The organism is uncultured Flavonifractor sp. (assembly GCF_944387675.1).
In the GTDB taxonomy this organism is placed as follows: Bacteria; Bacillota; Clostridia; order Oscillospirales; family Oscillospiraceae; genus Flavonifractor.
In genome coordinates this window covers 1-13,314 of sequence record NZ_CALXFV010000065.1, presented here as the reverse complement: position 1 = coordinate 13,314, position 13,314 = coordinate 1, and the positions used below count along the sequence as shown (strand labels likewise).

The 13,314-nt window shown below is 64.7% G+C and carries 14 protein-coding genes and 1 riboswitch; of the genes, 7 read left to right on the top strand and 7 right to left on the bottom strand.

The features are described from left to right. Positions 1-1,194, top strand: a 1,194-nt coding sequence (gene metG, locus Q0J74_RS07400) for a methionine--tRNA ligase subunit beta (RefSeq protein ID WP_297212806.1), incomplete at its 5' end; no start/stop codon positions are given. Positions 1,195-1,257: 63 nt separating this feature from the next. On the opposite strand, the gene Q0J74_RS07395 is transcribed toward metG, so the two are convergent. Then, complete coding sequence (locus Q0J74_RS07395; protein ID WP_297212804.1) at positions 1,258-2,436, bottom strand: cation:proton antiporter domain-containing protein; 1,179 nt, start codon at positions 2,434-2,436, stop codon at positions 1,258-1,260. Between the two features lie 50 nt (positions 2,437-2,486). After that, positions 2,487-2,560, bottom strand: a riboswitch (Fluoride riboswitch). Positions 2,561-2,642: 82 nt separating this feature from the next. Between Q0J74_RS07395 and Q0J74_RS07390 the strand changes: the two genes are divergently transcribed. Continuing rightward, on the top strand, positions 2,643-3,410 hold the full coding sequence (locus Q0J74_RS07390) for a TatD family hydrolase (protein ID WP_297212802.1): 768 nt from the start codon (positions 2,643-2,645) through the stop codon (positions 3,408-3,410). Between the two features lie 12 nt (positions 3,411-3,422). Further along, positions 3,423-4,040: a TatD family nuclease-associated radical SAM protein gene (locus tag Q0J74_RS07385; protein WP_297212800.1), complete on the top strand. Its 618-nt coding sequence runs from the start codon at positions 3,423-3,425 to the stop codon at positions 4,038-4,040. Between the two features lie 61 nt (positions 4,041-4,101). On the opposite strand, the gene Q0J74_RS07380 is transcribed toward Q0J74_RS07385, so the two are convergent. Together Q0J74_RS07380 and Q0J74_RS07375 are read right to left on the bottom strand one after the other, a co-directional pair. Then, entirely contained in the window at positions 4,102-5,484 is a 1,383-nt protein-coding gene (locus Q0J74_RS07380) for an MATE family efflux transporter (RefSeq protein WP_297212798.1), read from the bottom strand. Positions 5,485-5,487: 3 nt separating this feature from the next. Beyond that, positions 5,488-6,069 carry a hydrolase gene (locus Q0J74_RS07375; RefSeq protein ID WP_297212795.1) on the bottom strand — a complete coding sequence of 194 codons (582 nt, stop codon included), beginning with the start codon at positions 6,067-6,069 and terminating at the stop codon, positions 5,488-5,490. 120 nt (positions 6,070-6,189) lie between these two features. On the opposite strand from Q0J74_RS07375, the gene Q0J74_RS07370 reads away from it, so the two are divergent. Further along, positions 6,190-6,750, top strand: coding sequence for a sporulation protein (locus Q0J74_RS07370; protein ID WP_297212793.1), 561 nt, complete (start codon positions 6,190-6,192; stop codon positions 6,748-6,750). 9 nt (positions 6,751-6,759) lie between these two features. Here Q0J74_RS07370 and prmA read toward each other — a convergent pair whose 3' ends face one another. The 4 genes from prmA to Q0J74_RS07350 form a co-directional block, all read right to left on the bottom strand. Continuing rightward, positions 6,760-7,704 carry a 50S ribosomal protein L11 methyltransferase gene (prmA, locus tag Q0J74_RS07365; protein ID WP_297212791.1) on the bottom strand — a complete coding sequence of 315 codons (945 nt, stop codon included), beginning with the start codon at positions 7,702-7,704 and terminating at the stop codon, positions 6,760-6,762. Next, on the bottom strand, positions 7,704-8,576 hold the full coding sequence (locus Q0J74_RS07360) for a DegV family protein (protein ID WP_297212789.1): 873 nt from the start codon (positions 8,574-8,576) through the stop codon (positions 7,704-7,706). The genes prmA and Q0J74_RS07360 overlap by 1 nt, the downstream gene beginning before the upstream one ends. A gap of 20 nt (positions 8,577-8,596) precedes the next feature. After that, positions 8,597-9,154: a DUF1836 domain-containing protein gene (locus Q0J74_RS07355; RefSeq protein ID WP_297212787.1), complete on the bottom strand. Its 558-nt coding sequence runs from the start codon at positions 9,152-9,154 to the stop codon at positions 8,597-8,599. Between the two features lie 209 nt (positions 9,155-9,363). Then, positions 9,364-10,086: a FadR/GntR family transcriptional regulator gene (locus Q0J74_RS07350; RefSeq protein ID WP_297212785.1), complete on the bottom strand. Its 723-nt coding sequence runs from the start codon at positions 10,084-10,086 to the stop codon at positions 9,364-9,366. Between the two features lie 219 nt (positions 10,087-10,305). On the opposite strand from Q0J74_RS07350, the gene Q0J74_RS07345 reads away from it, so the two are divergent. From Q0J74_RS07345 to Q0J74_RS07335, 3 genes are all read left to right on the top strand, one after another. Then, a complete protein-coding gene (locus Q0J74_RS07345) occupies positions 10,306-11,673 on the top strand; it encodes an MmgE/PrpD family protein (protein WP_297212783.1) in 1,368 nt (455 codons plus the stop codon). A gap of 65 nt (positions 11,674-11,738) precedes the next feature. Beyond that, positions 11,739-12,623 carry a fumarate hydratase gene (locus Q0J74_RS07340; RefSeq protein WP_297212781.1) on the top strand — a complete coding sequence of 295 codons (885 nt, stop codon included), beginning with the start codon at positions 11,739-11,741 and terminating at the stop codon, positions 12,621-12,623. Positions 12,624-12,637: 14 nt separating this feature from the next. Beyond that, on the top strand, positions 12,638-13,234 hold the full coding sequence (locus Q0J74_RS07335) for a FumA C-terminus/TtdB family hydratase beta subunit (RefSeq protein WP_297212779.1): 597 nt from the start codon (positions 12,638-12,640) through the stop codon (positions 13,232-13,234). Positions 13,235-13,314: the final 80 nt, after the last annotated feature.

Sequence of the window (13,314 nt, the reverse complement as noted above, 5' to 3'; positions counted from 1 at the left end):
AAGGTGTTCGGCCACGGCTGGCTGCTGCTGGACGGCGGCAAGATGAGCAAGTCCAAGGGCAACGTGGTGGACCCCTACCTGCTGGCCGGCCGGTACGGGGTGGACGCCCTGCGGTACTTCCTGCTGCGGGAGTTCCCCTTCGGCACCGACGGCAACTTCTCCAACGAGACCCTCATCAGCCGCATCAACACCGACCTGGCCAACGACCTGGGCAACCTGGTGAGCCGTACCACCGCCATGGTGGGCAAGTATTTCGGCGAGCGTCTGCCTGAGGACTGCGGCCCCACGGAGGATGAGCGGGACCTGGCCGCCATGCTGGCCCAGGCCAAGGGGAGCATCGGCCTCACCGCCAACTTCCCGGAGGACGACCCCCGGAAGTACGACGTGGAGCTTATCGCCCTGGGCGCCGGGCTGCGGGACGCCTATGAGGAGGCCATGGAGCAGTACGCCTTCCAGAACGCCCTGATGGAGGTGTTCAAGCTCATCGGCCGGGCCAACAAGTATATTGACGAAAACAAGCCCTGGCTGCTGGCCAAGGACGAGGGGCAGAAAGGCCGTCTGGCCCACGTGCTGTACAACCTGCTGGAGTGCGTGCGCCTCTCGGCGGTGCTGCTCACCCCCTTCATGCCAGACACCTGCGGAAAAATCTTTGGGCAGATTGGCGCGGAGGAGGCGCTGCGCACCTGGGAGTCCGCCGGGGCCTGGGGCCTGCTGAACGCCGACGCGGCGGTGCGCAAGGGGGAGAACCTCTTCCCCCGGATCGACCTGGAAAAGGAGCTGAAGGAATTGGAGACTCTGGAGAAGAAGCCCGCGGAGACCCCCAAGGCGGAGCCTGTCAAGGAGGAAGAACCCGAGTATATCACCATTGACGATTTTAACAAGGTGAAATTCGTCACCGCTAAAATCCTGGCCTGCGAGGCGGTACCCAAGTCCTCCAAGCTGCTGCGCTTCACCCTGGACTGCGGGGAGGGGATTCCCCGGCAGATTCTCTCCGGCATCCACGAATACTATGAGCCGGAGGAGCTGGTGGGCAAGACGGTGGTGGCCTGCACCAACCTCAAGCCCCGGAAGATGATGGGCATCCTGTCCAACGGCATGCTCATCTCCGCGGTGAAGGAGGAGCCGGACGGCTCGGAAAAGCTCCACCTCATCATGCTGGACGACAAGGTTCCCGCCGGCTACGGCCTGTGCTGAGGAAGCGACGGAACGGAGCGATGGAAGAAGCGGCAAGCCGCTTCTTCCACCGCCCCGTCTTTTTTATTCCTCCGTCCGCTCCAGCAGCCTTTTGTAACTGGCGTCGATGGCCAAGGCCCCCAAAGGGGCGGTGACCAGGATGGCGATGACCGCCACGGTGAGCACCACCTGCCCGCAGGACAGGCCCATGGCCAGCGGCACGCCCCCGATGGCGGCCTGAACGGTGGCCTTGGGCAGGTAGGCCAGCACGGCGAACAGCCGCTCCCGCCTGTTCAGCCGGCTTCCCGCCACGCACAGCAGCACCCCCGCCGCCCGGAAGCACAGCACCCCCAGCACGGTGGCCGCGGCGGCCGCGCCGGCGGCGGCGGCGTAGCCGATCTCCACCTCCGCGCCTACCAGCACAAAGAGCATAACCTCCGCCCATACCCACAGCTTGCCAAACTTGGCGGTGAGCCGCTCCGCCACCGGCAGGCGCCACCGCCGCAGGCCCAGGCCCATGCCCAGCACCGCCAGCAGGCCGGAGAAGGGCAGCGGCAGCGCCTCCTCCAACGCCACCAGCAGGAAGGCCACGGAGAGGAGGAGCACCACCTTTACCGAGTCCCGCATGTGGAGCGCGGTAAAGAGCCTGGACAGCAGATAGCCCGCACCCAGTCCTCCGGCGGCCCCCAGGAGGATGGAAACCGGCACCCCCGCCAGGGCGGCGGGAGAGAAGCTCCCCCCCTGGGCCATGGCGGTGAAGCAGGTAAACAGCACAATGACAAACACATCGTCCACCGAGGCCCCCGCCAGAATCATCTGGGGGATGCCCTTTTTTGTGCCGTAGCCCTCCGCCATAAGCCTGAGCATCCGGGGGACAATGACGGCAGGGGACACCGCCCCCACCACCGCCCCCATGATGGCGGCGTCCAGTACGCTCACCCCCAGCAGCCGGGGCGCCAGCACCACCATGCCCAGCACCTCGAAGCTGGCGGGCAGAAAGCACATCAGCACCGCCGGCCGGCCGGCCCGGCGCAGGTCCTCCCCCTCCAGGCTCAGCCCCGCCCGGGTGAGGATGATGATCAGGGCCAGCTGCCGCAGGTCGGCGGAAATGTCCAGCAGCTGGGGACTGAGCAGATTGAGCACACAGGGTCCCAGCAGAATTCCCGCCCCCAGCATCCCCACCAGGGGAGGCAGACGGACCAGCCGGGCCAGGGCGCCCAGTCCCAGGCCCAGCAGCAGCACATAGGCCACGCTTGTTAACATGCTATCCCTCTCCCTTCCAGAGGGCAGAAAAAAAGCCAATGCCCCCTGCAAATCTTGCAGAAGTCATCAGCCAAACGGCGGTTCGGGCCAACTGCCCCGGGCGGACCTCATCCCCGTATTACGGGGGCAGTATACCACCTTCCCGCCCCCTTGTCAACGGCGGGAAAAGGGAGTATGATGAAAAAAACAAGCGGAGGACGGCTCCTATGATATTTGACACCCATGCCCACTACTACGACAGCGCCTTTGACGCCGACCGGGATGCCCTGCTCTCCGCCCTGCCGGAACAGGGGGTGGCGCTGGTGGTCTGCCCCGGCTGCGACCTGGCGTCCTCCCGCCAGTCCCAGGCCCTGGCGGAGCGGTACGGCTATCTCTACTTCGCCGCCGGTCTCCACCCGGAGAACCTGGAGGGGGCGGACCTCTCCCACCTGGACCAGGTGAAGGCCCTGTGCGCCCACCCCAAGTGCGTGGCGGTGGGAGAGATCGGCCTGGACTACTACTGGGTGAAAACCCCGGAGGACCGGGCCAATTCCCGGGACTTCTTTGACGCTCAGCTCTCCCTGGCGGAGGAGCTGGACCTGCCCGCCATTATCCACGACCGGGATGCCCACAGGGATTGCCTGGACCTTGTAAAGGCCCACCCCAACGCCCGGGGGGTGTTCCACTGCTGCGCCCTGGGGTTGGAGGACGCCAAGCGGGTGGTGGAGTGGGGGTGGATGCTCTCCTTCACCGGAAACATCACCTTCCACAACGCCCGGCGGGCGCCGGAGCTCCTCCGGTGGCTGCCCCTGGACCGGCTGATGCTGGAGACCGATGCCCCCTATATGGCCCCCGAGCCCTACCGGGGGCGGCGGTGCGACTCCACCCTCATCCCTCTCATGGCCCAGACGGTGGCCGGCCTCAGAGGCCTGACCACCCAGGAGGTCCTGGAGCTCACCCTGGAAAACGGCAAGCGGTTTTTTGGCATTTCATGAAGGAGGCGCGCCATGCAGACCATTTCCTATGAATACGAGGGTTCGCTTTATGTCAACCTGACCAACCGGTGCGACTGCCGCTGTGTGTTCTGCCTGCGGCACAACGGACACAAGGGGTCCATTTACGCTGACGATCTGTGGCTGGAGCACGAGCCCAGCCGGGAGGAGGCCCTGGCGGATCTGCTGGCCCGGGATTACGCCAGATACCGGGAGCTGGTGTTCTGCGGCTTTGGGGAGCCCATGTACCGCACGGACGACATTTTGTGGCTGGTGGACCGGCTGAAGGAGCGGGTACCCAACCTGCCCCCGGTGCGCATCAACACCAACGGCCACGCCAACGCCATTCTGGGCCGGGACGTGACGCCGGAGCTGGCCGGGCGGATCGACACCATCTCCATCTCCCTCAACGGCTCCACGGCGGAGGAGTACTGCGCCGTGACCCAGCCCAGGAGCGGAGCCAGGGCATGGGAGGACATGCTGGACTTTACCCGGCGGTGCCGGGCCTATGTCCCCCATGTGGTGATGACCATTGTGGACAAAGACAAGAGCGAGGCGGAAATCGCCCGCTGCCGGGCCATTACGGAGGAGCTGGGGGTGACTCTGCGCATCCGGGCCTATATCCCGGACTGAGCAAACGCAAAGCCGCCGCCTGTCAAAAAGGGTCGTTCCCTTTTTGACAGGCGGCGATTTTTTATGGGTGCTTTTCCGCCAGCTCCCGGCGGCGGTGTTCCAAGATGCGGGGGAACCGCCAGAGGAACATGCTGCCGGTGGTGAGGGCGGCCAGGATGTCGGCCACCGGCTCGGCCAGGAACACGGCAAACACCTGGTCGCTGAGCAGCCGGGGCAGCAGCAGAATCAGGGGGATGAGCAGGATGATCTTCCGCAGCAGGGCCAGAAAGAGGGAGACCTTGGCCTGACCCAGGGCCACAAAAGTCTGCTGGCAGGAGGTCTGGATGCCCAGCATGAACATGCCGGCGGCGTACACCCGCAGAGACCACACCGCCACGCCCACCAGCTCCGGCTTGTCGTTGAACAGGGCCACAAACAGGCCGGGGAAAAATTCCAGAGCGGCGCAGGCGGTACAGCTGAAGGTGAGGGCGCAGGTCAGGAGCAGCCGGTAGGCCTTCTTCACCCGGTCCAGCTGGCCGGAGCCGTAGTTAAAGCCGATGATGGGCTGGGCGCCCTGGGCAATGCCCTGGAGCAGCAGGAAGAAGACCTGCATCACGCTGGAGCAGATGGTCATAGCGCCCACCGCCGGGTTGCCGCCGTAGGCCTTCAGGGAGGAGTTGAAGGCGATATTCACCAGGCTCTCGGTGGAGTTCATGATAAAGGGGGAAATTCCCAGGGCCAGCACCGGGGCCAGCACCCTGGCGTTGATGCGGAAAAACCGCTTTTGCAGCCGCAGCTTGGTGCGTTTGCCGGTGAGAAAGCGAAGCACCCACACCGCCGACACCGCCTGGGCGGTAATGGTGGCCAGGGCGGCGCCCTGTACCCCCATGTGCAGGCCAAAGATCAGAATGGGGTCCAGCACAATGTTGACCCCCGCACCGATGAGCACGGTGGCCATGGATATGGTGGAAAAGCCCTGTGCGGTAATAAAAAAGTTCAGGCCCAGGGAGATCTCCACAAAAATACTGCCCCACAGATAGATGGTGAGATAGTCGCTGGCGTAGCCGATGGTCTCCGGCGTGGCGCCGAAGAGCAGGAGCATGGGTTCCTTCACCAGCTGGAAGAAGACGGTCACAAGCACCGACAGCAGGATGAGCAGAGCCGTGGCGCTGCCCAGAATGGCGTTGGCCTCGTCCTCCTTCCGCTCCCCCATGCGCACCACCGCCCGGGAGCCGCCTCCCATACCCACCAGGGAGGAGATGGCGGAGACGAACATTAGCACCGGGAAGCACACTCCCAGCCCCGTGAGGGCCAGATCGCCCACCCCCTCCATGTGGCCGATATACATCCGGTCCACAATGTTGTACAGGGCGTTGACCAGTTGGGCGGTCACCGACGGCAGCGCCAGACGAAACAGCAGCTTGCCCACCGGGTCCCGGCCCAGGTCATTTTCCCGCTTTGCCACCGCTCATTCCTCCTTCTCCAAAAAGTAGGTGGCCTCCATGTCCGCCAGACTGAGGGCGAAGGCAAGGGGGTATTGCTGCAAGGCCTGGCCCACCAGGCGCTTGTCCTCCTCCCCGGAGAAGCCCATATGCCAGCGGATGGCCATGGCCTCCTCCCGGGTGAGCCGCAGAAAACCGGAGAGGATGTATACGCTCTTCTCCCCGTGACCGTAGGGCAGCTCATCCTTGTAGTAAAACGTAGGCACCGCCTGCCACTTGCCGTCGGCCCCCTTCACATTCCGGGAGCCGGGCTGGTAGCAGCCGATCTTGCACACATCGTGGAGCAGGGCCACCAGCGCCACACTCTCCGCCAGGTACTCCAGGCCGTACAGCTCCTTTACCCGCTCCCGCTCCAGATAGGCCGTCAGGCACTGGTAGACGTTGACGCTGTGCTGGCACAGCCCGCCAGCATAGGCCCCGTGGAACCGGGCCGAGGCGGGGGCGGTGAAAAAGTCGCTCTTGTGCTCCAGGTAGTCCAGCAGCGCGTCGGCCCCCTCCCGGCGGATGTGGGTGCGGTAAAGCTCCAAAAATACTTCCTTGCCGTCCATGAACCTTACTCCTTTGTCCAATCTCAATACAGATCAGTATAGCACACACCGCAGGGAAAAGCCACCCCATGCACCGCCCCTTCCCGTTCCGAATAGGATGGCCGGAACAGGAGGTGCGCCATGGAGTGGCTTTCAGGCTTGGGCGCGGCGGCGGTATTCGCCGCCGCCTGTAATTTGGATACGGTGATTCTGGCCATGGGCTGGGCGGTGCGGGGGGTACGCCCCGGCCGGACCCAGCGGCTGGTCATCGCCGGACTGACCACCTTGATCACCTGGCTCTCTCTGGCCTTGGGCGCCCAGGCCGCCGCCGCGGGAGTGGTGGCCGCCCTGGGCGGGCTGGTGCTGGTGGGCATGGGCCTGTGGTGCGTGCTGGACTGGCTGCGCTCCGCCGGCGGCGCCGGAGCGGTCCCCAACCCCCGGGGTTCCGGCCTGTGGGAGTGGGTGGCGCTGGCCGCCGCCCTGGCCGTCAACAACGCGGGCATGGGGGTGGCCGCCGGCGTGTCCGGGGTGCACCCCGGCTGGGCCGCCGGCGCCAACCTGGTGTGTACCCTGGCTGCCCTCCCCCTGGGCAGAGCCGTGGGGGACAGTCTGGCGGGCCGGCTGCTGGGCCGCTTCGCTCTCCCCCTCTCCGGGGGACTGCTGGTGGTTCTGGGCGCGTGGGAGCTCCTCACCCACAGGTAGGGCCGGTGTTCAGTCCCGGCGGGCCGCCAGGGAGACCCAGCCCTTCTGTTCCCGCCGGCGGAAGACCCGCAGGCCGTTTCCCTCCAGAGCGGCGGCCACCTCGTCGGCCCGGGTATCGATAATCCCCGAACAGAGGAAGACCGCCCCCCGGTCCAGAAAGGCATCCGCCCGGGCGGACAGAGGGATGATCACATCCGCCACGATGTTGGCCAGCACCAGGGCGTACTTCTCCCGGGCCAGATCGGCCACCAGGCCCTGGTCCGACAGCACGTTTCCCGCCAGCACCCGGTAGCGGTCCTTCCCAATGCCGTTGAGCGCTGCGTTCTCATAGGCCACATCCACCGCCTTGGGGTCAATGTCCACCGCTACGGCGTGGGAGGCGCCCAGGGCCAGGGCGGCAATGGACAGTATTCCGCTGCCGCAGCCCAAGTCCAGCACCGGCTTTCCCGGCACGGTGTACTCCTCCAGCCCCATCAGGCACAGCTGGGTGGAGGCGTGGCTGCCGGTGCCGAAGGTCAGACCCGGATTCAGGTACAGCGGCACCTTCCCCGCCGGCACCGGCTCCTCCCGCTCCCACTCCGGCACAATATACAGCCGCTCCCCCACCGCCATGGGCTTGTAGTACTTCTGCCAGGAGTGCGCCCAGTCGTTCTCCCCCAGGGGGGAGAGGGTATAGGGCCGGTCAATGCCCGTCAGCCATTCCGCCAGCTGCCTGCGGCCATGGGCGTCATCGGTGACGTAAAACTTCACCCGGCACACGCCGCGCATCCGCTCCAGCAGGCCGTCGTCCACATAATCCCAGTACTGGCGGTTCTGCTCCAGAAAATTCTGAAAATCCGCCTCATCCTCAATGGCAAAGCCGGTGACTCCGTTGCCGGTGAGCCGGGCGCACAGCCCGTCCAGCTCCTCCCGGGCGGTATCCAGGGTCACCTCCAGCCACTTCACATCCTCCATCACCGCTTGCTCCCCAGGAAGAACAGGGCCACGGTTCCCGGGCCGGAGTGGGCGCCGATCACCGGCCCCACGTAGTTGATCACCACGTCCTTCACGCCAAACCGGGTCTTCACGTCCTCCGCCACCTTCCGGGCGTCGTCCAGGCAGTCGCCGTGGCTGATGAATACCGTCTGGCTGCCCGGGTCCTCCGCGGTCTGGGCCATGTGATCCACCAGGGCCTTCAGGGAGGCCCCCCGGCCCCGGGCCGTCCCCACCTTGATGAGGTGGCCCTCATCGTCCACGTGCATCACCGGCTTGATGGACAGCATGGTACCCAGCACGGCGGTGGCGGGCGAAACCCGGCCCCCCCGCTTGAGGAACATCAGGTCGTCTACGGTAAACCAGTGGCACAGCCGCAGCTTGTTGGCCTCCACCCAGTCCCGCACCTGGTCCATACTGCTGCCCGCCTGCCGCATCCGGGCGGCATACCACACCAGCAGCCCCTGGCCCAGGGAGGCGCACAGGGTATCCACCACGTACACCCGCCGCTGGGGATACTGCTCCGCCAGCTCCCGGGCGGCAATCTGGGCGGAGTTGCAGGTGGCGGACAGGCCGGAGGAGAATGCCAGAATCAGCACGTCCTTCCCCGCCTCCAAAATGGGAGTCAGCGCCTCGGTATAGTCCCCCACATTTACCGCCGAGGTGGTGGCCATGGCCCCCTCCCGCAGGCTGCGGTAAAAAATCCCCGGGTCCATCTCCCGGTTGTCCGGCCAGTTCCGGTAGCTCTTGTCCCCCATGGTGAAGGACAGGGGGAGCACCTGTACGTCCAGCTCCCGCACCAGCTCGTCAGACAGATCCGCTGAGGAATCCGTCACCAAAACGTAATCATTCATACTTTTATAGCCTCCTGTATTCACTCAGCGGGACGTTCCCGGCTGGGTTTTGCCTTTTTCCCCTTTTCCAGCTGGGGCTGCCGCTTCCGGAGCAGCTCCAGCAGGCGCTGGCAGGCCAGCTTGTCTGCATAGCTGCGCAGGGCCAGAGCCAGGGCCAGATCGGCCAGTTCCTCTCCTCCGGCGCTGGCATCCAGGCTGCCCGCCGTCACGTCCAGCGCCCGGTCCAGCTGCTCCAGAAAGCGGGCGTACAGCGCCTGGGGCTCCTGCCCCGCGCTGGCCTCCGCCAGCAGCAGGCCGGCGTCCTTTACGGAGAGCACCTGCTTCAGGGCGCACAGAGCGGTGAGATAGGCCAGGTGGGTGCGGGAATACCGTTTTCCCTCCGCCCGGGGCATGGCACCGTCCTTGATATAGTTGTTCACCATGGCGGAAGTCAGCGCCTCCCCCTCCTCATAGTGGATCAGCTGCCGGGGCATATAGCTGATGAGCTGGTCCATATAAAGGCCAATATCGGGGAAATCCTCCCAGGCCACCGGGCGCTCCCGCTCCAGGCGCTCTTTTAACTCGCGAATCTCCTCCAAGCATAGCCCTCCTTTCTGGTTTTAAAAACCACATCATAAAATATTCGTACAATTATACCACATTGCTTTTTAAGAAGTAAAGACTTTAACCGTCTGAAACCGACCACTTTTCGTCACATAACAAAATTATGTGAGCCCCCGGCCGTTTGGCCGGGGGCTCAGGCTGTCGAAAATCTCCCACCGAAGGAAGTCTCGCAAAGTTCTGTCGCCTATTGGCGGTGCGCCCCTTCCGGGGACATGCCGCTCAGCCGCCGCAGGGCGTTGCTCAGATGGAAGCGCATGAATTTCCCCGCCTCTTCCGCGTTCCCGCTCTCAATTTTGGACAGAATGGCCTCGTGGTCCATCAGGGTGGACTCGGTGACGCTGCTCTGCCCGATGGTATACTGCTTGGAAACCTCCAGCAGGTCGTACAGGTTGCGGTACATGTTCTCCAGCACGGCGTTCTTGGCCGCGGCGATGACGCAGAAGTGGAACTGATGGGAGGCGCGGATCATCTCCTCCTCGTCCCGGTCCGGCCGCTCAATGGCCCGGAGCATATCCTGAACCGAGGCCCGCATATTCCCGATGTCCTCCTCGGTACGCCGGAGCGCAGCATAATAGGCGGCGGCGGACTCCAGAAAAATACGCACCTCAAAGAGGTTTTCGATGGTCTCCCGGGTGATCTCTGTGGCAAAATTGGCAGTGGGACTGAGCAGCTGGAGGTCGGTGTGCTGCACCGTCATCCCGTCCGGCGTGTTCTCAATGATCCCGATGTACTCCAAAATCCGCAGCGCCTCCCGCACCGGCACCCGGCTCACCCCAAATTTGGCCGCCAGTTCCCGCTCCGAGGGGATGGTATCCCCGGCGCCCAGCGCCCCGGATACAATCTGGGCTTTAAACCAGTCCAAAATGATCTCATAGTACTTGGTGGATACCTGCTTCTTCTCCGCCACGGCTTTCCGCCCCTTTCCATCGGCCCGCCGCAGCCTGCGCGGGGGCCGTCACCTCTCCTAGCATACTAAAATCCCCTCGCCCTGTCAACCCGCCCGGCAGGTGGAATACCACCAAAATCCCAGATCTCTTCAAATTTTCCTTTACAACTTGGGGGGTGTGTGGTATGATGACAGCGTAGTGGTATACCACTTAAGATAATGTATACCAGGAGGTGCCCCATGGAACAATCCCTCTCTCCCACCCGCCTGCTGGCCGGACACCTGCACGGCATCCGCTATGAGCGGCTCTCCCCCCACTGCGTGGAGGTGGCCAAGCTGTGCGTGCAGGACCTGGTGGGCGTGGCCATTGCCGGGTCTCAGAAGCGGGAGGCGGAGATCTGGCGGACCTACTACAGGGAAAAGCCCACCCTCCCCCAGGCCACCCTGTTTGCCCCTCATTTCCCCAAGGTGTCCGCGGAACAGGCGGCCGCCCTCAACGCGGTGGCGGGGCATGTGATGGATTTGGACGATGTACACAACGCCTCCATTACCCATTTGGGGGTCATTACCATTCCCACCGCCTTTGCCCTGGGACAGAAGCTGGGCAAGAGCGGCCGGGAGTTGCTGGCGGCGGTGGCCGCCGGCTATGAGGCGGGCGCCCGGGTAGGGGCCTGCATCAACCCCTCTTCCTACCACTACTGGCATACCACCGGCGTGGTGGGAGGCCTCTCCGCCGCCGTCACCGCCGCCAAGTTGCTGGAGCTGTCTGAGGAACAGCTGCTGGACTGCCTGGGTTCCGCCGGCACCCAGGCGGCGGGGCTGTGGGAGTTTTTGGCCAGCGGAGCCATGAGCAAGGCCCTTCACACCGCCAATGCCAACCTGTGCGGGCTGCGCTCCGCCGAGCTGGCCGGGCTGGGTTTTACCGGCGCCCACACCATTCTGGAGGGGGAGCGGGGTCTGGTCCGCGCCCTGGCCCCGGAATACCACCTGGAGCGGCTCACCCAGGGCTTTGACGGGCCGCTGCAAATTGAGGAGAACTCCTTCAAGCCTTACGCCTGCTGCCGGCACACTCACTCGGCCAACACCTGCGTGGAGGAGCTGCTGCGGGAGCGCCCCCTGGACCCGGCGGACATTGAGGAGATCTGGGACGATACCTACCGCACGGCGGTCAACACCACCAACAACCCCTATCCGGAGAACGGGTATGCCGCCAAGTTCAGCCTCCAGTTCTGCATCGCGGCGGCTCTGGTGCTCCGGGATCTGAGCGACCGGGTGTTCACCCAGGAGAATCTCCGCCGCCCGGAGATCCGGAGCCTGATGGACAAGATCCGGGTGCGGGTGGACCCGGATCTGGAGGAGGCCTTCCGCCGGGACCCCAACCAGTGGTCCCACCGTCTGACCATCCGCCTGCGCGGCGGCGAGGTCATCACCCGGCAGGTGGACTACCCCATCGGGGACTTCAAAAACCCCTTCGACTGGCAGATGGCGGACCAGAAGTTTACCGTGCTTACCGACGGGCTGCTGGAGCCCGCCTGTCAGGCCAGGCTTCTGGACTGTTTCCACCAGCTGGAGGAGATAGAGGACATCAACGAGATATTCGAGGGCTGACACCGCCTGTTCCGCCGCAGGCGGGCGGGGGCCGGCTCCCGAGTGGGAAATAAGGAGGTAATTTTATGGACAAAGAACTGGTTCGCGCCGCAATCCATGACACCTGCATCCGGGCCGTGACCGAGATCTCCGCCGACGTGCGGGAGCTACTGCGCCAGGCGCTGGATCGGGAGAGCAACGAGACCGCCAAGAGCATGCTCTCCTCCATGCTGGAGAACCTGGACATTGCCAAGCAGCAGGACAAGGCGGTGTGTCAGTCTCCCGGCTACCCCACCACCTGGGTCACCTTCGGCGAGGGCGGCTTCCCCGACTTTGTGGGGGAGGCGGTGGCGGACGCCCTGGCGGAGGCCACCCGAAAGGGCTACCTGCGCCCCAGCATTGTGGACCCCCTCACCCGGCACAACCCGGGGAACAACACCGGAGAGGGCGTTCCCAATATTGAGTATCAGTACCATCCCGGCCAGGACTACATGGACTTCATCATCAGCTTCAAGGGCTGCGGGGCCGAGCTGGGCAACGCCATGAAGATTTTCACCACCGCCACCCTGAAACTGGACCAGGATTTCGCCGGCCTCAAGCGCTTCGTGCTGGAGACCGCCATCAACGCCGGCGGCAAACCCTGTCCCCCCTTCGGCATCGGCATCGGCATCGGCGGGCAGATGGACATCGCCTCCAAGCTCAGCCGCCAGGCCATCAGCACCCGGAAGTGGTCGGACACCAACCCCGACCCCCTGCTGGCCCGGCTGGAGCGGGAGCTGCTGGATAACATCAACGCCCTGGGCCTGGGCGCCGCCGGTACCGGCGGGGATACCGTCTGCCTGGCGGTGAAGATCGGCCGGGCGGCCACTCACACCGCCATCGCCCCCGTGGCCATCAACTTCCACTGCTGGGTGGCGCGCCGGGCGGGCATCCGGATTTATCACGACGGTCGCATTGAGACCATACTGTAAAGGGAGGGTCAACCATGAGCAGGAACGTGTTGCATATGCCTCTGGGCGAGGAGGAGGTCCGGCAGCTGAAGGTGGGGGACGTGGTCTATCTCACCGGCCACATCTTTACCGCCCGGGATATGGCGCACCTGAAAATCCGCACCCTGCTGGAGCAGGGGGGGCAGCTGCCCAAGGACTTTGCCGGCGCCGCCGTGTTTCACGCCGGTCCGGTCTGCCTCAAGGACGAGGCGGGGAACTGGAAGCTGAACGTCATCGGCCCCACCACCAGCATCCGCATGGAACCCTATGCCGATGTGGTGGGCAAGCTGGGCATCCGGGCGGTGATCGGCAAGGGCGGCATGGCCCAGGACACCCTGGACGCCTGTGAGAAGTACGGCTACGTCTACCTCCAGGCCGCGCCGGGCTGCGCGGCCAAGCTGGCCCAGGGCATCCGCTCCGTCTATGACGTGACCTGGTTTGAGCTGGGGATGCCCGAGGCCCTCTGGGATCTGGAGGCGGTGGAGTTCGGACCCCTGGTGGTGGGCATGGACACCCACCAGAACAGCATTTACAAGACCCTCCGGACGGCGGCTCTGGAGAAGCTGGACGCCCTCTATCCGGAGAAGGGCTGAGGGAAAGGAGCAGAAGAAATGGAGTACCGCGTGGAACACGACTCCATGGGCGAGGTGCAGGTACCGGCGGACCGGTACTG

What these genes read in the sequence shown, in the direction of transcription:
- Q0J74_RS07395 (WP_297212804.1), bottom strand. Translation starts at nt 2,436, where the DNA reads ATGTTAACAAGCGTGGCCTATGTGCTGCTGCTGGGCCTGGGACTGGGC.
- Q0J74_RS07390 (WP_297212802.1), top strand. Translation starts at nt 2,643, where the DNA reads ATGATATTTGACACCCATGCCCACTACTACGACAGCGCCTTTGACGCC.
- Q0J74_RS07385 (WP_297212800.1), top strand. Translation starts at nt 3,423, where the DNA reads ATGCAGACCATTTCCTATGAATACGAGGGTTCGCTTTATGTCAACCTG.
- Q0J74_RS07375 (WP_297212795.1), bottom strand. Translation starts at nt 6,069, where the DNA reads ATGGACGGCAAGGAAGTATTTTTGGAGCTTTACCGCACCCACATCCGC.
- Q0J74_RS07370 (WP_297212793.1), top strand. Translation starts at nt 6,190, where the DNA reads ATGGAGTGGCTTTCAGGCTTGGGCGCGGCGGCGGTATTCGCCGCCGCC.
- prmA (WP_297212791.1), bottom strand. Translation starts at nt 7,704, where the DNA reads ATGGAGGATGTGAAGTGGCTGGAGGTGACCCTGGATACCGCCCGGGAG.
- Q0J74_RS07360 (WP_297212789.1), bottom strand. Translation starts at nt 8,576, where the DNA reads ATGAATGATTACGTTTTGGTGACGGATTCCTCAGCGGATCTGTCTGAC.
- Q0J74_RS07345 (WP_297212783.1), top strand. Translation starts at nt 10,306, where the DNA reads ATGGAACAATCCCTCTCTCCCACCCGCCTGCTGGCCGGACACCTGCAC.
- Q0J74_RS07340 (WP_297212781.1), top strand. Translation starts at nt 11,739, where the DNA reads ATGGACAAAGAACTGGTTCGCGCCGCAATCCATGACACCTGCATCCGG.
- Q0J74_RS07335 (WP_297212779.1), top strand. Translation starts at nt 12,638, where the DNA reads ATGAGCAGGAACGTGTTGCATATGCCTCTGGGCGAGGAGGAGGTCCGG.